Annotated in this window: 17 protein-coding genes and 1 riboswitch; of the genes, 5 read left to right on the top strand and 12 right to left on the bottom strand. The window is 66.0% G+C overall.

Annotated features, from left to right (window positions below):
- Nucleotides 1-121: 121 nt before the first annotated feature.
- Nucleotides 122-2,872 (bottom strand): DNA polymerase I, encoded by a 2,751-nt coding sequence (gene polA / locus EYF70_RS24275; protein ID WP_131147693.1) that lies wholly within the window; start codon nucleotides 2,870-2,872, stop codon nucleotides 122-124.
- A 201-nt stretch (nucleotides 2,873-3,073) separates the two neighbouring features.
- Between polA and EYF70_RS24280 the strand changes: the two genes are divergently transcribed.
- The 4 genes from EYF70_RS24280 to EYF70_RS24295 all read left to right on the top strand — a co-directional run bounded on the left by EYF70_RS24280 (nucleotide 3,074) and on the right by EYF70_RS24295 (nucleotide 7,735).
- Nucleotides 3,074-3,514, top strand: coding sequence for a hypothetical protein (locus tag EYF70_RS24280; RefSeq protein WP_174800426.1), 441 nt, complete (start codon nucleotides 3,074-3,076; stop codon nucleotides 3,512-3,514).
- 70 nt (nucleotides 3,515-3,584) lie between these two features.
- The gene (locus EYF70_RS24285) at nucleotides 3,585-4,544 is read left to right on the top strand and encodes a homoserine kinase (protein ID WP_131147694.1); all 960 of its coding nucleotides are present in this window, start codon (nucleotides 3,585-3,587) and stop codon (nucleotides 4,542-4,544) included.
- A gap of 32 nt (nucleotides 4,545-4,576) precedes the next feature.
- The gene (locus EYF70_RS24290) at nucleotides 4,577-5,320 is read left to right on the top strand and encodes a BPSS1780 family membrane protein (protein ID WP_131147695.1); all 744 of its coding nucleotides are present in this window, start codon (nucleotides 4,577-4,579) and stop codon (nucleotides 5,318-5,320) included.
- Nucleotides 5,321-5,428: 108 nt separating this feature from the next.
- Nucleotides 5,429-7,735, top strand: coding sequence for a UvrD-helicase domain-containing protein (locus tag EYF70_RS24295; RefSeq protein WP_131147696.1), 2,307 nt, complete (start codon nucleotides 5,429-5,431; stop codon nucleotides 7,733-7,735).
- Between the two features lie 235 nt (nucleotides 7,736-7,970).
- Here the strand turns inward: EYF70_RS24295 and EYF70_RS24300 are convergent, their stop codons facing one another.
- The 11 genes from EYF70_RS24300 to thiC form a co-directional block, all read right to left on the bottom strand.
- Nucleotides 7,971-10,283 carry a M56 family metallopeptidase gene (locus tag EYF70_RS24300; RefSeq protein ID WP_131147697.1) on the bottom strand — a complete coding sequence of 771 codons (2,313 nt, stop codon included), beginning with the start codon at nucleotides 10,281-10,283 and terminating at the stop codon, nucleotides 7,971-7,973.
- Nucleotides 10,284-10,511: 228 nt separating this feature from the next.
- Nucleotides 10,512-11,279: a hypothetical protein gene (locus EYF70_RS24305; RefSeq protein WP_131147698.1), complete on the bottom strand. Its 768-nt coding sequence runs from the start codon at nucleotides 11,277-11,279 to the stop codon at nucleotides 10,512-10,514.
- 6 nt (nucleotides 11,280-11,285) lie between these two features.
- On the bottom strand, nucleotides 11,286-11,474 hold the full coding sequence (locus EYF70_RS24310) for a hypothetical protein (RefSeq protein WP_131147699.1): 189 nt from the start codon (nucleotides 11,472-11,474) through the stop codon (nucleotides 11,286-11,288).
- Nucleotides 11,475-11,569: 95 nt separating this feature from the next.
- Nucleotides 11,570-12,676: an S-(hydroxymethyl)glutathione dehydrogenase/class III alcohol dehydrogenase gene (locus EYF70_RS24315; protein ID WP_131147700.1), complete on the bottom strand. Its 1,107-nt coding sequence runs from the start codon at nucleotides 12,674-12,676 to the stop codon at nucleotides 11,570-11,572.
- 60 nt (nucleotides 12,677-12,736) lie between these two features.
- Nucleotides 12,737-13,141, bottom strand: coding sequence for a response regulator (locus EYF70_RS24320; protein ID WP_131147701.1), 405 nt, complete (start codon nucleotides 13,139-13,141; stop codon nucleotides 12,737-12,739).
- 209 nt (nucleotides 13,142-13,350) lie between these two features.
- Nucleotides 13,351-13,980, bottom strand: coding sequence for an ANTAR domain-containing response regulator (locus EYF70_RS24325; RefSeq protein ID WP_131147702.1), 630 nt, complete (start codon nucleotides 13,978-13,980; stop codon nucleotides 13,351-13,353).
- Nucleotides 13,981-14,122: 142 nt separating this feature from the next.
- Complete coding sequence (gene thiE, locus EYF70_RS24330; RefSeq protein ID WP_131147703.1) at nucleotides 14,123-14,737, bottom strand: thiamine phosphate synthase; 615 nt, start codon at nucleotides 14,735-14,737, stop codon at nucleotides 14,123-14,125.
- 32 nt (nucleotides 14,738-14,769) lie between these two features.
- Nucleotides 14,770-15,573: a bifunctional hydroxymethylpyrimidine kinase/phosphomethylpyrimidine kinase gene (gene thiD / locus EYF70_RS24335; RefSeq protein ID WP_131147704.1), complete on the bottom strand. Its 804-nt coding sequence runs from the start codon at nucleotides 15,571-15,573 to the stop codon at nucleotides 14,770-14,772.
- A gap of 48 nt (nucleotides 15,574-15,621) precedes the next feature.
- Nucleotides 15,622-16,413 carry a thiazole synthase gene (locus tag EYF70_RS24340; RefSeq protein WP_131147705.1) on the bottom strand — a complete coding sequence of 264 codons (792 nt, stop codon included), beginning with the start codon at nucleotides 16,411-16,413 and terminating at the stop codon, nucleotides 15,622-15,624.
- Between the two features lie 16 nt (nucleotides 16,414-16,429).
- Nucleotides 16,430-16,630: a sulfur carrier protein ThiS gene (gene thiS, locus EYF70_RS24345; protein WP_131147706.1), complete on the bottom strand. Its 201-nt coding sequence runs from the start codon at nucleotides 16,628-16,630 to the stop codon at nucleotides 16,430-16,432.
- Nucleotides 16,631-16,730: 100 nt separating this feature from the next.
- The gene (gene thiC / locus EYF70_RS24350; protein ID WP_131147707.1) at nucleotides 16,731-18,611 is read right to left on the bottom strand and encodes a phosphomethylpyrimidine synthase ThiC; all 1,881 of its coding nucleotides are present in this window, start codon (nucleotides 18,609-18,611) and stop codon (nucleotides 16,731-16,733) included.
- Nucleotides 18,612-18,674: 63 nt separating this feature from the next.
- A riboswitch (TPP riboswitch) is annotated at nucleotides 18,675-18,781 on the bottom strand.
- Nucleotides 18,782-18,878: 97 nt separating this feature from the next.
- Between thiC and EYF70_RS24355 the strand changes: the two genes are divergently transcribed.
- Nucleotides 18,879-19,559, top strand: coding sequence for a hypothetical protein (locus EYF70_RS24355; protein ID WP_131147708.1), 681 nt, complete (start codon nucleotides 18,879-18,881; stop codon nucleotides 19,557-19,559).
- The last annotated feature ends 34 nt before the right edge of the window (nucleotides 19,560-19,593 follow it).

Consider the following 19,593-nt stretch of genomic DNA (forward strand, 5'->3'; position numbering starts at 1 on the left):
TCCTAACGAAAAATAGTGTGAGATACCTGCTTGACTGCGCGCGACGTGGACAACGATGTCCGGTTCGCGGAAGCGCCTGAAAACGCACAGTGCGCGGAAGCGCCTGAAAACGCATGCGTTTTCAGTGAGCTTCCTCCCAATTCTTCCCGACGCCCACTTCGGCCACCAGCGGCACCTTCAGCTCCGCCACGCCGGCCATCAGCTTGGGCAGCGTGTCGCGCACCAGGGCCAGTTCGTCGTCCGGCACTTCGAGCACCAGTTCGTCGTGCACCTGCATGATCATGCGCGACTTCAGGTTTTCCTTCTCGATCCAGTCCTGCACGGCGATCATCGCCAGCTTGATCAGGTCCGCCGCGGTGCCCTGCATCGGCGCGTTGATCGCGGCGCGTTCGGCGGCCTGCCGGCGCGGGCCGTTCGGGGAATTGATCTCGGGCAGCCACAGGCGGCGGCCGAAGACCGTCTTCACATAGCCGTTCGCCTTGGCTTCCAGGCGCGTTTCATCCATGTAGCGCTTGACGCCGTGGAAGCGCTGGAAATAGCGGTCGATGTAGTTCTGCGCGGCAGTGCGGTCGATGCCCAGGTTGGCGGCCAGGCCGAACGCGCTCATGCCGTAGATCAGGCCGAAGTTGATCACCTTGGCGTAGCGGCGCTGTTCGCTGTTCACTTCGTCCGGCGGTACCCCGAAGATCTCGGCGGCGGTGGCGCGGTGGATGTCGACGCCTTCGGCAAAGGCGCGCAGCATCGCTTCGTCTTCCGAGATGTGCGCCATGATGCGCAGCTCGATCTGCGAATAGTCGGCCGACACCAGGTGGCTGCCTTCCGGCGCGATGAACGCTTCGCGGATGCGGCGCCCTTCGGCCGTGCGGATCGGGATGTTCTGCAGGTTCGGATCGTTCGACGCCAGGCGCCCCGTCACCGCCACGGCCTGCGCATAGTTCGTGTGCACCCGCCCCGTCTGCGGGTTGATCATCTTCGGCAGCTTGTCGGTGTACGTCGATTTCAGCTTGGCCATGCCGCGGTATTCCAGCAGCACTTTCGGCAGCGGGTAATCCTCGGCCAGCTTTTGCAGCACTTCCTCGTCGGTCGACGGCGCGCCGCTCGGCGTTTTCTTGACGACCGGCAGTTTCAGCTTGTTGAAGAAGATCTCGCCGATCTGCTTGGGCGAGCCCAGGTTGAACGGCCCTTCGGCCAGTTCATAGGCCTTCTGTTCCAGTTCGACGATGCGCGCGCCCAGCTCGTTCGACTGCGTGGCCAGCAGGCCGGCGTCGATCAGCACGCCGTTGCGCTCGATCTTTTGCAGCACCACGGCGGTGGGCAGCTCGATCTTGCTGTACACGGCCGTCAGGCCTTCGTCGCCCGCCACGTGGCCGTGCATCGCCATGTGCAGGCGCAGCGTGATGTCGGCATCTTCCGCCGCGTAGTCGGTGGCGCGCTGCAGCTCGACCTGGTCGAAGCAGATCTGGCTGGCGCCCTTGCCGCACACTTCCTCGTAGGCGATGGTCTTGTGGTTCAGGTGGCGCATGGCCAGGCTGTCCATGTCGTGCGTGCGGTGCGATTCGAACACGTACGACTGCAGCAGCGTGTCGTGCACGATGCCGCGCAGGGTCACGCCATGGTTGGCGAAGATGTGCGCGTCGTACTTCAGGTTCTGGCCCAGCTTCGGCCTGGCGGCATCTTCCAGCCAGGGCTTCAGCTTTTCCAGCACCCGTTCCCGCGACAGCTGTTCCGGCACGCCCGCATAGCGGTGCGCGACCGGGATGTAGCACGCCAGGCCCGGCTCGGTGGCCATCGAGATGCCGACCAGCTGCGCATTCATTGGTTCCAGCGACGTGGTTTCCGTATCCAGCGCCACCAGCTCGGCGGCATTGATGCGGGCGATCCATTCGTCGAGCTGCGCTTCCGTCACCACCGTATCGTAGCGGACATTGGCCGGCGGCTCGGCGAACATGTCGCCGGTCGGGCCTTCCGGCGCGGCCGGGCCGGTCTGGCCGGGCACCTGCGCTGACGGCGTCAGTGCCTTCAGCTCGCGCAGCAGCGTCTTGAAGCCATACTTGTTGAAGAAGGCCAGCAGCGACTCGTGGTCTTCCTCGCGCGCCACCAGCGATTCCGAGATCGACATCATGTGCTGCGTCAGGTCGCAATCGGTCTTCACGGTGATCAGTTCGCGGCCCTTCGGCAGCCACGGCAGCGCCGCCTTCAGGTTGGCGCCCACCGCGCCGCCGATCTGGTCGGCGTTGGCGATCACGCCATCGAGGCTGTCGTACTGGCTGAGCCATTTCACGGCCGTCTTCGGGCCGCACTTGGCCACGCCGGGCACGTTGTCGACGGTATCGCCGATCAGCGTCAGGTAATCGATGATGCGATTCGGCGGCACGCCGAATTTCGCCAGCACGCCCGCTTCGTCGAGCTTTTCGTTGCTCATCGTGTTGATCAGCGTGACATGCGGCGTGACCAGCTGCGCAAGGTCCTTGTCGCCGGTGGAAATGATCACGTCCATGCCGTTCTTTTCGGCCGTGACGGACAGGGTGCCGATCACGTCGTCCGCCTCGACCCCTTCCACCATCAGGATCGGCCAGCCCATGGCCTTCACGGCTTCATGGATGGGCTCGATCTGCAGCGACAGGTCGGACGGCATCGATGCGCGCGTGGCCTTGTATTCCGGATACAGGTCGTCGCGGAAAGTCTTGCCCTTGGCATCGAACACACAGGCGATGTAGGCGGCGGGGTAATCGGCCCGCAGGCGGCGCAGCATGTTGACCATGCCGTGCATGGCGCCGGTCGGGTGGCCATCCGGGCTGCGCAGGTCGGGCAGCGCGTGGAAGGCACGGTAGAGATAGCTGGAACCGTCGACCAGCAGCAAGGTCTTTTGCATGTTTGCAAGTGGAATAGTCTGATGCGAATCCGGCATTATCGCAGAGAACATCGGCCCGCGAATCGTGCGGCGCCGCCGCGGAAAACGGCGTTCGCAGCGGAAACGGGTGTCAGTTTGTTACAATGATCCAACCACCAATATCACGGTTATCCGCTTTTCCCCTGTTTTTTCCTTGTTTTTTCGTTGATAAAGGCACCCATCATGCGCCCGTCATTCGCCGCTGTCCCGCTAGCTACCCAGTTCGCCGCGATCGTGCTGGCCCTGGCCGCAGGCTCCGCCAGTGCCCAGAGCGGCACGCCGCCGAAGCTGGAACCGGTGCCGGATACCGATACGCCGATCACGGTCACGCCCAAATCGAACCGCGAGAACTCGACCACGGTGCGGCGCGAAGGCGGCCGCATCACGGAAGAAACCGTGCAGGCGGGCGGCAGCACCTACACGGTCAAGCCGGCCAATCCGAACAGCACCCAGCTGCCGGGCGACGCGGGCGGCCCGCAAGTGCGGGGGCCGCAATGGACCGTGATGGAATTCGATATCGCCAAGAAACAAAAACAGCGCAGTGCCGATGCCGCGGCCGCAGCCGCGGCGGACAACGCGGCAGACGTGCCGCCGCCTCCTCCGATGCCACCCGTAACGGAGTGATGCCGCGTTCCCGCCCGGGCGGAAGGTTCGCCCGGGGCAGCTCATCCATCCTCGAACCTGATAGATTCTCATGGCAGTCTTTACCTCGGTCAGCCTGGACGATGTCCAGCCCTGGATCGCGCAATTCCCCCTCGGCCGTGCAACAGCCATCAAAGGCATCGCCTCCGGCATCGAAAACAGCAATTTCTTCCTGACGACGGAACGCGGCGAGTACGTCCTCACCATCTTTGAAAACCTGAGCTTCGACCAGCTGCCGTTCTACCTGCGGCTGATGGAGCACCTGGCCGCGCGCGGCGTACTGGTGCCGGCGCCGGTACCGAACGACAAGGGCGAACTGTGCGTGCCGCTGCATGGCAAGCCGGCGGCCATCGTGTCGAAACTCCACGGCAGCTCCGAACTCGCTCCCCGGCCCGTGCACTGCGCGGAAGTGGGCGCGATGCTGGCGAAGATGCACCTGGCCGGCCGCGATTTCCCGCTGCACCAGCCCAACCTGCGCGGCCTGGCCTGGTGGCATGGCGCCGCCCCGGCCGTGCTGCCGCACATGGCCGAACCGGAAGCGGCGCTGCTGCGCGCCGAAATGCATTTCCAGCAAGCGTTCCACGCCAGCGCGCTCTACGCCCGCCTGCAACAGGGCCCGGTGCACGCCGACCTGTTCCGCAACAACGTGATGTTCGACGGCGAACGCCTGACCGGCTTCTTCGACTTCTACTTTGCCGGCTGCGACACCTGGCTGTTCGACGTGGCCGTGACCATCAACGACTGGTGCGTGGACCTGGACACCGGCGTGCTGGACGAAGCGCGCGTGCGCGCCTTCCTCGATGCCTACCACGCGGTGCGGCCGTTCACGGCCGACGAGCAGGAAGCCTGGCAAGCGATGCTGCGCGCCGGGGCGCTGCGCTTCTGGCTGTCGCGCCTGTACGACCTGCACCAGCCGCGCGAAGCGGAAATGCTGACGCCGCACGATCCCACCCACTTCGAGCGCATCCTCCGCGAGCGCATCGCCACCCCCGCACCAAGCCTGTACCAATGAACCACACACCAGCAAGATCAGGATGGGAATGGGTGAAACAGGGCTTCGGCATGCTGAAGAAGCAGCCGGCCGGCCTGTCGACGCTGTTCTTCGGCTACATGCTGCTCAGCACGCTGCTGCTGGTGGTACCGCTGGCCGGGCAAATCGCGCACTACGTGCTGATGCCCGTGTTCGCGATCGGCTTCATGACGGCGGCGCGCGAAATCGGCGCCGGCAAGCCGGTGATGCCCGGCCTGCTGGTCGCGGGGTTTCGCGGCCCGTCGCTGCGCAGGCTGTGCGTGCTCGGCGTGATCCACTTGCTGGTGTTCCTTGCCGCCGGCGCCATCGGCGTGCTGCTGTTCGCCGATACCGAGGCGCTGCGCAACGCCACGCCGGCCGAATTGCAGACCAATCCGCAACTGTTGCTCGATTCCGGCCTGGTGCCGACCATGGCGACCACGGCCCTGCTGTATATCCCGGCGCTGCTGGTGATCAGCTTTGCCGCGCCGCTGGTCCACTGGAACGGCATGGGGCCCGGCAAGGCGCTGTTCTACAGCTTCTTCGCGATCAAGCGCGCGGCCGGCGCGTTCTTCATGTTCGCCGTCAGCCTGTTCGCGATCACGATCGCCGTGCTGCTGCTGGTGCGCGCGCTGTTCGGCTTCGACACGATGGGCCTGGCGCTGATGCGAATGCTCTCCGAGGTGCTGTACGGCGTGGCGCACTGCGCGCTGTACGTGGCCTACGTGCATATTTTCCCGCCTGCGCAGGCCGCTGCCGATCCCTTCGCCAAGCCCTAGCAACCGACGCGGGACCGGGCGCCAGGCGCGCGCCCGGGCGCGATCCGGCAGGGTTCCGCAGGGTCCGGGCCCGGCTCTGGACGCGGGTCTGGAAGGTATAATGGCGGGATGCAGAATCTCCTCCACAACCTCAATCCCGAACAACTCGCCGCCGTTACCCTGCCACCGCAAAACGCCCTGATCCTGGCGGGCGCCGGCTCGGGCAAGACGCGCGTGCTGACCACGCGCATCGCCTGGCTGATCCAGACCGGGCAGGTGTCGCCGGGCGGCATCCTCGCCGTCACGTTCACCAACAAGGCGGCCAAGGAGATGCTGGCGCGCCTGTCGACAATGATGCCGATTAATACACGCGGCATGTGGGTCGGCACCTTCCACGGTCTGTGCAACCGGCTGCTGCGTACCCATTACCGCGACGCCGCCCTGCCCCAGTCGTTCCAGATCCTCGACACGCAAGACCAGCTGTCGATGATCAAGCGCCTGCTGAAGGCGAACAACGTGGACGATGAAAAGTTCCCGCCGAAATCGGTGATGTACTTCATCAACAACAACAAGGACCAGGGCTTGCGCGCCAGCCAGGTCGAGGCCTACGACGCCAACGAGCGCAAGCTGGTGGAGCTGTACGGGCTGTACGACGACCAGTGCCAGCGCGAAGGCGTGGTCGACTTCGCGGAACTGCTGCTGCGCACGTATGAACTGCTGTCGCGCAACCAGCCGCTGCGCGAGCATTACCAGCAGCGCTTCCGCCACATCCTCGTCGACGAGTTCCAGGACACCAACAACCTGCAATACGCGTGGCTGAAGCTGATCGCCGGGCACGGCACCGGGCATGGCGGCGCGCTGTTCGCCGTGGGCGACGACGACCAGAGCATTTATGCATTCCGCGGCGCCAACGTGGGCAACATGGTGGCGTTCGAATCCGAGTTCAGCGTGAAGAACCTGATCAAGCTGGAACAGAACTACCGCTCGCATGGCCACATCCTCGATGCGGCCAACGTACTGATCGCCAACAACAGCCGCCGGCTGGGCAAGAACCTGCGCACGGACGCCGGCCATGGCGAACCGGTGCGCGTGTACGAAGCCACGTCGGACTTGCAGGAAGCGCAATGGCTGGTGGACGAGGCCAGGAACCTGATCGGCGAAGGCACGCGGCGCAGCGAGATCGCCGTGCTGTACCGCTCGAACGCGCAATCGCGGGTGATCGAGCACGCGCTGTTCTCGGCCGGCATTCCGTACACCGTGTACGGCGGCCTGCGCTACTTCCAGCGCGCCGAGGTGAAGCACGCGATCGCCTACCTGCAGCTGATGGACAACCCGCACAACGATTCGGCCTTCCTGCGCGTGGTGAATTTCCCGGCGCGCGGCATCGGCGCGCGCACGCTGGAGCAGCTGCAGAACGCGGCCGAGACCTACGGCATCTCGATGTATGCGGCGGTGCCGTACATGGTCGGCAAGGCCGGTACGTCGCTGGGTGGCTTCGTCAAGCTGATCGAAGGCGTGCGCTTTGAAACGCAGCAGATGGCCCTGCCGGAACTGGTGCGCATCACGCTGGAATCGTCCGGCCTGCTGCAACACTATGCCAACGAGAAGGATGGCGCCGACCGGGTGGAAAACCTGGAACAGATGGTCAGCGCGGCCACCCAGTTCGTCGGCGAGGAAGGCTATGGCCAGGGCGCGCCGGCACACCTCGGCCCGCCGGCCGATGCGCAGGCCGGTGCCGCGATCATCAATGCCGATGGCGTGGAGATCATGGATGCCGATGCGCCGCTGGCCACCGTGATGTCGCCGCTGTCGGCCTTCCTCGCGCACGCTTCGCTGGAAGCGGGCGACAACCAGGCGCAGGCCGGCCAGGATGCGATGCAGCTGATGACCGTGCACTCGGCCAAGGGCCTGGAGTTCGACAACGTCTTCATCACGGGCCTGGAGGAAGGCCTGTTCCCCCACGAGAGCAGCTCGAAGGAAGAAGGCGGCGTGGAGGAAGAACGGCGGCTGATGTACGTGGCGATCACGCGGGCCCGCAAGCGCCTGTACATGTGCTTCTGCCAGACCCGCATGCTGCATGGCCAGACGCGCTACAACATGAAGTCGCGCTTCTTCGACGAACTGCCGGAAGAGTCGCTGAAGTGGCTGTCGCCGCGCGTGCAGACGCACTGGTTCGCGAACAAGAAGGCGCAGTGGGAAGACGTGCAGCTGAACGGCGGCAGCGACAACGCGATCGCCCAGCGCATCGCGCAAAAGTCGGCTTCCGGCTCGGCCTGGCGCATCGGCGAATCGGTGGCGCATGCCAAGTTCGGCGAAGGCGTGATCGTCAACATCGAAGGCAGCGGTGCCAACTGCCGGGCGCAGATCAACTTCGGCAGCGCCGGCATGAAGGTGCTGGACCTGTCGGTGGCGAAGCTGGAGCGGCTGGGGCGGTAGGCGCGGGCCTGTCGGTAATGCCGCTTAGATAAGCTCACCCCAAGTGCAAATTCCGGGGTCAGACCCGGCGGGTCTGACCCCAGCCCTTCGCTGTTGGGGTGAATGCATGCGCTTCTAACCTATCGAGTAACGCTTAACTTAGCGGCATTTGGGCCTGTCGGCGTTTTCCACCTTTGGGAAGCCGGTGTCCGACACCATAGTTGCAGTCCCTTGAACGGCGCTGGTGCGCGCCGGGTCAGCCTTGCCTGCCCACCTCGGTTGCCTGGCCCTTGCGCAGCGCCTCGTCGATCAGCGCGCGGGTGGTCTTGTCCGCCTCGCGGCTCAGCCGGCCCTGTTCGCGGCCCAGCTGGCCCATCCTGCGGCCATGTTCCTCCATCGGCTTCGACAGCTCGGCCATCCGGGCATGCAGCGTCTTCATCGGTTCGCGGCTGGGGTCCACCTTGGCGTGTTGGCTCGCCATCGATCCGGATAGCCGGCTCATCCTTTCTTGCAACGGTTCCATCTGTTTCTGGACCGCTTCCATCTGGCGCGACAGCGCTTCGCGGCGGGCTTCGCTGCCGGCCGTGGCCATGCGCTCGCCCAGTTCGCCCAGGCGGTTACCCAGGCGTTCCTGCGCCCGCGCCAGTGCGTTCATCTCCCGTTCGGTATTGCGCTCCAGGTCGGTGTTGAAGACCGCCGCCACCTGCGCTTCGATCTGCTCGCCGACCGCTTCCAGCCGCTTGCCGTGCAGTTCCATCTCGGCACCCTGCTTTTCCATGTCGGCGCCCAGCTTTTCGGACGGCGCCCACGCGGCGCGCACCTTGGCGACAAGCGCCGGATCTTTCACGACATACGCCTTGCCGTTCTTCTTGAACCAGATGAAATCGCCCTTGAAGCCTTCCTTCACGCATTGCAGGTCGTGGAGGTCGCGCGTGTCGAACGCGGCGACCCGCATCGGCACCTTGCCGCCCCGGACGATCGCATAGGATTCGAGGGCGCGGCCCGGGTGGACCATGTGGATGCCATCCATCTGCCCGAGCCACGGTGCCGGTGGGGCCGGCGGTGCTGGTGGCGCGGGCGGGGCGGGATGCGCGGGATGCGCGGGAGGCGCTTCCGGGGCCGGGGCCGGGACAGCCATCATGGGGGCGGCGGGCGCGGCCATCTTCGTCATCGGCGGCGCGGGCGGTGCCGGCGGCACGGACGGCACCGCCATCCTTGCCATCGGTGGAACGGGCGGCGCATCCGGGGCGTCCGGGGCATCGGGTGCATCCGGCGGTATGGGCGGCTCGGGCGGCACGGGCGCCGACCAGCCCGCGTCCGCATCGTGCAGGGCCGCGACCCTGGCTGCTTCGGCCCCGGCCCGGGCGGCGTCGGCGCCAGCGGCAACCGCCGCGTCGGCAGCCTTCGACGCTTCCTGCGCGGCGGCGGCCCCGGCTGCGGTGGCGGCGGCAGCAGCCGCAGCCGCATCCCGCGCGCCGGCACTGCTGCCGTGGATGAAGGTACCGGACTTCGCCGGCGTGGCGCCGGCCGTGGCTGGCGCCTCCGGCTGGGCATGGGCATACAGCATCACGCAGGCGGTGCACAGCCCCAGCAGGGGTGCGGCGATTTTCCAGCTGAGCGGTTGCGCGTCGGGGCGCACCAGGCGTTTGATTCGGGACATGAGGTCTCCTCCGTGCGCCGCGGGGGCGAAGTGCGAGGTTGAGAACTGGAATTTATCCAGCTCGGACAATGCCAGGGCCAGGCGGCGCGGTTCGCCAAGGGCGGCCGCCGCCAGGTCGTCGGCGATCTGTTCCCGTTCGATACGGATGCGCTTGCTCAACATCCATACGCTCGGGTGGTAGAACAGCAGGATCTCGATGGCGCTCTGCACCAGGTTGACCAGGTAATCGTGGCGCCGGATATGCGCGAGTTCGTGTGCCAGCAAGGCTTCCAGCAGGTGCGCCGGCATGCCGGTGACGAGCGACGCCGGCAGCAGCACGATGGGGCGCCAGCAGCCTGCCGTCATCGGGCCTTCCAGGTCTTCGCCCGACACGCCCAGCCGCACCGGGCGGGTGATGCCGATGCGCAGCGCGAGGCGGTCCAGGCGCTGCTGCCACTCGGGATCGGGATGGTAATGGCCGGCCAGCGTGCGCTGGCGTACCCACTGCAAGCCCAGCGACAGGCGCAGCGTCATCAGCGCGGCGCCGGCGGCCCACAGCAGCACCAGCCATGGCATCTGCCGGCGCAGCAGGTACTCGACCGATGTCAGCTGGTCGGCATCGACCAGCACCGGCACGTGCGCGGTGGGAATCGCGCCCGAGCCCACCACGCCCAGCAGCGGATCGAACGGCACCGGCGCCGAGTACCCAGCCTGCAGCGCCTCCTGCACGCGCCACGCGATCCCGCCCACCGGCAACGCGGCGCACAGCAGCAGCGCGGCGCACGCGACAGCGTAGCGGGCTTGCGGCCGGGCGTTGCGCAGCAGGTGCAGCGCCAGCACCGCGCCCCAGCCGACCAGCAGGCCCTGCCAGACGAAATGCAGCAGCGACCAACCGATCGCCGGCACCAGCGTATCGAACAGGATGTTCATGCCGCACCCCGGGCGGGCACGGTGGCGGCAATCGCGGACCGGTTGTCGTGGTTCATGGCGCGGCTCCTGGTGAAGTGGAAACCAGATTAAATTATGTAGAAAACTTTGTCTAGAACTTTTTGTCTACATCGGGGTACGGCGGGGTCATTGCACTATAGTCAAGGCGCGCAGCGATTTCCGGGAATTTGCGACGGACTGCGAAAAAGGCGGGCCGAGCCGTTTGCGGGATCAGCCCAGGTGAACGTATTGCACGTTCAGGGTAATCATCTCGCTGTAGCGCAGCACGAAGGAATCGCCATCGACCGGATAGAAGCGGCCGGTGTCCGCCCTGCCGGCGCTGGCCGCTTTGTCCTCGGCTTCATCATCGCTGGTGTCTTTATCTCTGGCCAGCGGCCGCCGCGCGACGCCTTGCAGTACCAGGCGGTCGAGCTGCCCATCGGAATCGAAGAAGAAACTGTCCAGCACGCCGGTGTACAGCATGGCGTCCCTGCCGACCTCGACAATTGCAGCAACGATGACGAAATCCGGTGCTTCTTCCTCGGGAAAATCCGCCCCCGTGAGCAGGTAATACCATGGTGCTTCGTGGAAGCGCAGCATGGGCCGCAGCGGCGACGAGGCGCGGTCGAGCCGGTAATTCGTGATCGCCGAACGCAGCAGTATCGGAAAGGCAAAGGAGGCGAACAGCAGCGTGCCGAAATACGCCGCGATCCAGCTGAAATCGGCAGCCACCGCGCTGGCCGCCGCGACCTGGCTGGCCGGAGCGGACGACAGCAACTGCATCAGCACGATGGGCTCGAAGCGCTGGCCGAACAGCCAGTACGTGAACGACAGCCACAGCAGATGGGCGACGGCTGCCGACATGACGGCACCGGCGGCGATGCGGCCGAACGGGGAAAAATCGAGGGAAGTGCGTTCCACCCGCTTGAAGCGGATGCGGAAGATAAAGCCGGGCAGGAAGATGAAAAAGATGACGAGCGCAGGCAGGGCTACGTTCATTCGAACTCAGGCGGCTTTTGCTTTGGGAACGATCCTGGGGCTGAGTCTGACGGTTTCGCCATTCGGCCGGCGAAACAGGAATTCGCTGGGCGGCGCGCCATCCGAGGCACCGCGCGTGAGGAATTCGCGCAAGTGCTTGCGGCCTTCGGGATCGGCCAGGACTTCGGACGCCAGTTGACTTTTGAGGGCTTTCATAAGCTGCACTATGCCATATTTTGCGCCGGGTGGCGTGCCTGCTGCACTGGTACAGCAACAGGCACGGGCCCCGTTAATACAGCATCAGTACATCATCAGTACATCACCACCGAGCGGATCGACTCGCCCTTCTTCATCAGGTCGAAGCCTTCGTTGATCTGGTCCAGCGACAGCTTGTGGGTGATCAGGTCGTCGATATTGAGCTTGCCATCCATGTACCAGTCGACGATCTTCGGCACGTCGGTACGGCCGCGCGCGCCGCCGAACGCGGAACCCTTCCATTCACGGCCGGTCACCAGCTGGAACGGACGGGTGCTGATTTCCTGGCCGGCCGCCGCCACGCCGATGATGATCGACTTGCCCCAGCCCTTGTGGCAGCACTCGAGCGCCTGGCGCATCAGGGTGGTGTTGCCGACGCACTCGAAGCTGTAGTCGGCGCCGCCGTCGGTCAATTGAATGATCGAGTCGACCACGTTTTCCACGTCGTTCGGGTTGATGAAGTGGGTCATGCCGAACTGGCGCGCCATCGCTTCGCGGCCCGGGTTGATGTCGACGCCGATGATCTTGTCCGCGCCGACCATTTTCGCGGCCTGGATCACGTTCAGGCCGATACCGCCCAGGCCGAACACGACCACGTTGGCGCCCGCTTCCACCTTGGCCGTGAACAGCACGGCGCCCACGCCGGTGGTGACACCGCAACCGATGTAGCAGACCTTGTCGAACGGCGCGTCTTCACGGATCTTCGCCAGCGCGATTTCCGGCACCACGATGTAGTTCGAGAAGGTGGAGGTGCCCATGTAGTGGAAGATGGGCTTGCCGTCGAGCGAGAAGCGGCTGGTGGCGTCCGGCATCAGGCCGCGGCCCTGGGTGGAGCGGATGGCCTGGCACAGGTTGGTTTTCTGCGACAGGCAGAACTTGCACTGCCGGCATTCCGGCGTGTACAGCGGGATGACGTGGTCATCCTTCTTCAGGCTTTTCACGCCGGGCCCGACGTCGACGACGACGCCAGCGCCCTCATGGCCCAGGATGGCCGGGAATATGCCTTCCGGATCGGCACCGGACAGCGTGTAGTAATCGGTATGGCAAATGCCGGTGGCCTTGATCTCGACGAGGACTTCGCCTTCCTTCGGCCCGCCCAGTTCGACTTCCTCGATCGTCAGCGGGGCGCCCGCCTTCCATGCCACTGCTGCCCTGGTTTTCATCGTTCGTTCCTGTGATGTGGAAAAAACCCCAATCATAGCAAACGAACCATTGGCGGGCGCTCAGCGTTGCACGGCGAGATCGAGGTGCAGCAGGCGGCAGACGGCTTGCCACAACTGGCGCGGCGAAGTCCATGGTTTCGGCAGGTAGGCATGGGCCTGGTGATGCAGGCTGGGTTGCCGCGCCGAGTACAGCAGCACCGGGATATGGCAGCCGCGCGCGCGCACCGCATCGACCAGCACCTGGCCGTCGCCATCCGGCAAGTCGGCGTCGACGATGACCAGGTCGAATTGCTCGTTCTCGAGCCGGGCCGCGGCGCTGTCCATCGTCGCCGCTCGGCTGACGCGGATTTCCGGCACCAGCAGCGTGGCCAGGATCAGGGCGGTGGTGTCGTCGGCATCCACGTGCAGCACGTGGGGAGCGGGGGCGAGCGGCTTGCAGGCCTCGAGGGCATCGGTCATGTTCATCGGTGTGTTCTCCGCGGATGAGGAATGCAGGAACCTGGAGCCATGCGCCGCCGGAGCGGGGTCGGTTGGTATCCGGGCTGCTGGTCGGCGGAGTTGGGCCGATGAAATCAAGAACGGCGGCGGTGGCGAGGCGGCCGTGGCAGGGATATGCACTGGCGTACCAGTGCACAAGACAGAGCTTAACGCAGGAAAGTGCGTTTTGGAAACAATTATTTCTTCAGTCGTGCATTGAAAGCCGCATGCAGGCTGTTCAACGTTTCCTCGGCGGCAAGCAACTGGTCCGCCACCTCGTTGACCTTGCGCCGGCTGGAGCGGGCATGGTCGCGCAGCACTTCGAAGGCGGTATTGCGATCGGTCTGGAACTTGCACATCAACAGCCCCACGGCGAGGCTGGTTTCACGGCCCGCCGCCAGCGCGGCATTCAGGTTCAACTCGGTGCGGCGCAGCTGGCGGATCTCGTCTGCCCGCGCCAGCCCCGCTTCGAAAGCCGGCATCAGCTGCTTTTCATCGACCGGCTTGACGAGGAAGCCGACCGCGCCGTAGGCGGCGGCCTGCTTGCCGACATCGGCATCGCCGCGGCCGGACAGGAACATGAACGGTACCGATGTTTCACGGTTCAGCTGCTTGGCCAATTCCAGGCCGGACATGCCGGGCATGTGGATATCGAGCAGCGCCATGTCCGGCTCGCGCTCGGCGACCAGGCGCAGCGCATGGTCGGCCGAATGGGCCTGCACGGTTTCATACCCGGCATTGCGCAGCACGACGCTGAGGAATTCGGCAAGGAGCTGGTCGTCGTCGACGATCAGGATCAGGCGTTTCGCGGCGGCTGGTGCAGGCATGTCAGGCAATCGGAGGAATGAACGTGGACCGATTATACGGGCGTTTATTTCATCGGCAAGGGTGATTCGCGGTTACACGATTCGTGCGATGGGCGGCTACCACACCGCCGCCTGGCGAGCCCCGATGGCCTCCGCCGGCCTGTCAGCGCCGCCCGAACAGTTGCCCGAACGCGACAGCCGCGGCCGCCACGTCCGGCGCGCCGTACACGCTGCTGATCGCCGCCACCATGTGAGCGCCGCGGGCCACCAGAGGCGCGGCGTTTTCCGGCGTCATGCCGCCGATGACCACGCAGGGCACGCGAACGGCGGCGCGCGCATCGTCGACGATCGATGGCGGCGTCGTCACCGCGTAGCGTTTCACGCGCGACGGATAGAAGCCGCCGAACGCCACGTAGCTGGCGCCGGCCCGTTCCGCATCGACCGCGAGCTGCAGGTCGCCGTAGCAGGAGGCGCCGACGATCTTTCCGGGCCCGACGCTGTCGCGCGCCTGCGCCACCGAGATGTCGGTGCCGCCCACGTGCACGCCGTCGGCATCGAGCTCCAGGGCCAGTTCCACGTGGTCGTTGACGATGAAGGGCACGCCATGGCGGCGGCACAGCGCCAGCAGCGCGGTGGCCTGCTCGCGCCGCAGTTCCGGGCCCGCCGTCTTGTGCCGGTATTGCAGCAGCGCCACGCCGGCGCCCAGCGCCGCCTCGGTGCGGGCCAGCAGCGCGGCGGTGTCGTCCCAGTCGGGCGTGACGAGATAAAGTCCCTGCATGAAAGTTCTCCTGTAATGGGTCCTGGGGACACCTAGCGCAACGGTATGCGCTGGCCGGCGGCGATCGCATACGACGCCTCCAGCGTACGGTGGGTATAGGCCTGGGCGCGGGCCAGTGCCTGCGCCACCGAGCAGCCCTGCGCCAGCAGCGCGGCCACGGCGGCGGCCAGCGTGCAGCCGCTGCCATGGAAGCCGCCGTCGAGCCGCGGCCAGTGCCAGTTCTGCTGCCTTGCCGGGCCCAGCCAGCGGTTGACGACGGTATCGCCGCCGCCATGGCCGCCCGTCACGAGCACGTGCTCGCAGCCGGCCTGCCGCAGGACCTGCGCATGCGCCAGCTCCGCCACGTCGCTCCCCGGCGGCGGAATATGCTGCTGGTGCGCCTTTGCCAGCGCGGCCGCCTCGGGGCCGTTCGGCGTGATCACGGTGGTCAGCGGCAGCAGCGGCGCCAGCGCGGCGATCGCGTTGCCCCGCCCCAGCCGGTCGCCATGGCCGCTGGCCAGTACCGGATCGAGCACCACCGGCAGTCCCGGGTGTTCTTCGCGCAAGCCGGCAATCACGCGGGCGATCGCCTGCGCATTCTCGGCGCTGCCGGGAATGCCGATCTTGACGGCGGCGATGGGAAAAGCGGCGGCCACCGCCAGCGCCTGGCGCATCACCACGTCGTGCTCGACCGGCAGCACTTCGTGGACCCGGTTGTTGTCCTGTACCGTCAGCGCCGTGATCACGGGCAGCGGATGGGCATCGAGCGCCGCCACGGCGCCGATGTCGGCCGCGATGCCGGCGCCGCCCGACGGATCGGCGCCGGCGAAGACCAGCACGCAGGGACGCTGGCTCATGGCCGCGCTTTCATGGCCGCTTTCATGGCCGCTTTCATGGCCGCTCCATCACGCCAGCCGGCCGGCCATCGGCGATGACGGCGACGCCGCGAACTTGCGCGGCATGCGGCCGGCCAGGTAAGCGTCGCGCCCCGCCTCCACCGCGAGCCGCATGGCGCGCGCCATCCGCACCGGGTCGCGCGCCGCCGCGATGGCCGTGTTCATCAGCACGCCGTCGCAACCCAGTTCCATCGCGATCGCCGCATCCGACGCGGTGCCCACGCCGGCGTCGACCAGCACCGGCACGCTGGCCTGCTCGATGATCAGCGACAGGTTCCACGGATTGAGGATGCCCATGCCGGAGCCGATCAGCGATGCCAGCGGCATCACGGCCACGCAGCCGATGTCTTCCAGCATGCGCGCCTGGATCGGATCGTCGCTGCAGTAGACCATCACGTCGAAGCCGTCCTTCACGAGCTCCCGGGCCGCCACCAGCGTCTCGGGCATGTTGGGGAACAGCGTTCTTTCGTCGCCCAGCACCTCGAGCTTGACGAGCTTGTGGCCATCGAGCAGCTCGCGCGCCAGTTGCAGCGTGTAGACGGCATCCTTGGCCGTGTAGCAGCCGGCCGTGTTGGGCAGGATGGTGAATTCCGAAGGCGGTACCACGTCCAGCAGGTTCGGCGCGTGCGGATCCTGGCCGATGTTGACGCGGCGGATCGCCACGGTGATGATTTCCGCGCCCGCCGCCAGGGTGGCGGCACGGGTCTGGTCGAGGTCGCGGTACTTGCCGCTGCCTACCAGCAGGCGCGAGCGGTATTGCCTGCCGGCGATGGTCAGCAGGTCTTCATCGTTCGTTTGCATTGTCTGTCTCCTTTGTTCATCCACCGCCGATGGCGCGGACGATATCCACACGGTCTTGCGCGCTCAGCGCCACGTCGGCCCAGCGCTGCCGCGGCACGACACTGCGGTTGACCGCCAGCGCCAGCGCCTGCCCTTCCAGTTCCAGCGCCGCCACCAGCTCCGCCAGCGTCTGCCCCGGCGGCAATGCACGGGGCGCACCGTTCAATACGATTTCCATTGTCGTGTCTTCGAAAGTTGCCTCAAACCGGGGTCAGACCCCGAATTTAAGAAATGTTTCCAGAAATCGGGGTCTGACCCCGGTTTGAGGAAATGTTTCGCTACGCCTTCTGGTACAGCTGGCTGCCCGTCTTCACGAACTCGATGGCTTTTTCCTGCATGCCGCTGGCGGCGTATTCGCGCACTTCCTGGGTGATCTTCATCGAGCAGAAGTGCGGGCCGCACATCGAGCAGAAGTGCGCCACCTTCGACGATTCCTTGGGCAGCGTTTCATCGTGGAACGAGCGGGCGCGGTCCGGGTCGAGGCCCAGGTTGAACTGGTCTTCCCAGCGGAATTCAAAGCGCGCCTTCGACAGCGCGTTGTCGCGGATCTGCGCGCCCGGGTGGCCCTTGGCCAGGTCGGCGGCATGGGCGGCGATCTTGTAGGTGATCATGCCTTCCTTGACGTCGTCCTTGTTCGGCAAGCCCAGGTGTTCCTTCGGCGTCACGTAGCACAGCATCGCGGTGCCGTACCAGCCGATCTGCGCGGCGCCGATGCCGGAGGTGATGTGGTCGTAGCCCGGGGCGATGTCGGTGGTGAGCGGGCCGAGCGTGTAGAACGGCGCCTCGCCGCATTGCTCCAGCTGCAAGTCCATGTTTTCCTTGATCAGCTGCATCGGCACGTGGCCGGGGCCTTCGATCATCACCTGCACGTCGTGCTTCCAGGCGATCTGCGTGAGTTCGCCCAGCGTCCGGAGTTCGCCCAGCTGGGCGTCGTCGTTGGCGTCGTAGATCGAGCCGGGGCGCAGGCCGTCGCCCAGGCTGAACGACACGTCGTACGCCTTCATGATCTGGCAGATGTCTTCGAAGTGCGTGTACAGGAAGTTTTCCTTGTGGTGCGCCAGGCACCATTTGGCCATGATCGAGCCGCCGCGCGAGACGATGCCGGTGAGCCGGTTCGCCGTCAGCGGCACATAGCGCAGCAGCACGCCGGCGTGGATCGTGAAGTAGTCGACGCCCTGCTCGGCCTGCTCGATCAGCGTGTCGCGGAAGATTTCCCACGTCAGGTCCTCGGCCTTGCCGTTGACCTTTTCCAGCGCCTGGTAGATCGGCACCGTACCGATCGGCACGGGGCTGTTGCGCACGATCCATTCGCGCGTTTCATGGATATGCTTGCCGGTGGACAGGTCCATCACCGTGTCGCCGCCCCAGCGGATCGCCCACGTCATCTTTTCCACTTCCTCGCCGATCGACGAGGTGACGGCGGAGTTGCCGATATTGGCATTGACCTTCACGAGGAAATTGCGGCCGATGATCATCGGCTCCAGTTCCGGGTGGTTGATGTTGGCGGGGATGATGGCGCGGCCGCGGGCGATTTCTTCGCGCACGAATTCGGCCGTGATTTCCTGCGGGATGGCGGCGCCGAACGACTCGCCGCGGTGCTGCCGGCCCAGCAGTTCCGCCATCCTCGTGCCCAGCGGCCCGGCTTCCCGCATCGCCGCGAGGTATTCGCGCCGGCGCATGTTCTCGCGGATCGCCACGTATTCCATCTCGGGCGTGACGATGCCGCGCCGCGCGTAGTGCATCTGCGTAACGCAGGCGCCGGCCTTGGCGCAGCGCGGCAGGCGGTGCAGGTTGAAGCGCAGCGCTTCCAGCGACGCGTCGGCCAGGCGGGCCTTGCCGTAGTCCGAGGTCGGGCCGGCAAGTTCTTCGGTATCGCCGCGGGCGGCGATCCAGTCCGCGCGCACCGGCGCCAGGCCGGCCCGGATGTCGATCGAGACGTCCGGATCCGTGTACGGGCCGGAAGTGTCGTACACCGTCACCGGCGGATTGACTTCATGGCCGAACGAGGCGGACGTGTCGGCCTGGCTGATTTCGCGCATCGGCACGCGGATGTCCGGCCGGCTGCCGGTCACGTAGATCTTGCGGGAATTGGGCAGCGGCGCGATGGCGGCGCTGTCGACTTCGGCCGTACTGGCCAGAAACTTCTGGTGGGCGTTCAAACAATGGCTCCTTTGGGCAGGAGCCAGCAAAGGAGATGAGGACGAGCGCACCCGGGCGGTTGGGTACAGATCCTTAAGCTTCCCTTCGCTGGCATTATCCAGATCAGGTTCGGAGGGTATTTCTCACCCGTGCACGGCTGTAACCGCGCGCAGGACCCCTAGCGTTTTGCCGCCTTCGATGAAGGCAGCGCCGCCATTATAGACACGAACCGTGCCTTTACTGCAAGCACCAGCGCCTATAATCGGTATCTCGACGAAAGGATAACGATGCACAAGTGGGTAGCCGCCGCGCTGGCGGCATCGATCACCGTGGGACTGGCGCCGGCCTTCGCGGCACCGGACGATGCCTCATCGCGCACGGCCACGCCAGCCGAACAGGAGTCGTTCTTCGACTGGTACGGCGCGCGCCACGCCGGCCGCGGCCTGCTGCGCCCGCAATTCAACGTGATCCGCGAAGAAGGAAAACGCGGCAAGCGCGGCAAGCGCCGCGTTACCGCCATCGTCGACGGCCCGGCGCAGCGCGCCGTGCTGCCGCTGTGCCGCCAGCCGCGCGGCGTGTATGAATACGATCCGCGTGCCAGCAAGGAGGCGCGCTGGAGCGAATCGGGCCCGCCGCAGACGCTGGTCTGGATCCACCACGCCCCGCAATGCGGCGCCCAGCCCGATACGCCGGTGCGGCTGTTCCAGCCACTGGCGGAGATGGATATCCTGATGCTGCTCCAGCAACATCCATCCATCCTGGGCAGCGCCCGCCTGCTCATGGCGGGCAACACGTCCTGCGCGCCATCGCGTTCGCGCGGCTACCGGCTCACTGGCCTCGACCGTGGCAAGGATGGCTTGCCCGTGCTGGTGTTCGCCAGCGACATCGCCGGCGAAGCCCGCGTCTCGGTGCGCCGCACGCGCAACGAGCTGCTGCCGTGGAGCGTGGCCTGTTCCGGCGCGCGCTAAGGGCTCGGATTCGCCACGAGTGTTGCCTATAGGA

Source organism: Pseudoduganella albidiflava (assembly GCF_004322755.1).
GTDB lineage: Bacteria > Pseudomonadota > Gammaproteobacteria > Burkholderiales > Burkholderiaceae_D > Rugamonas > Rugamonas albidiflava.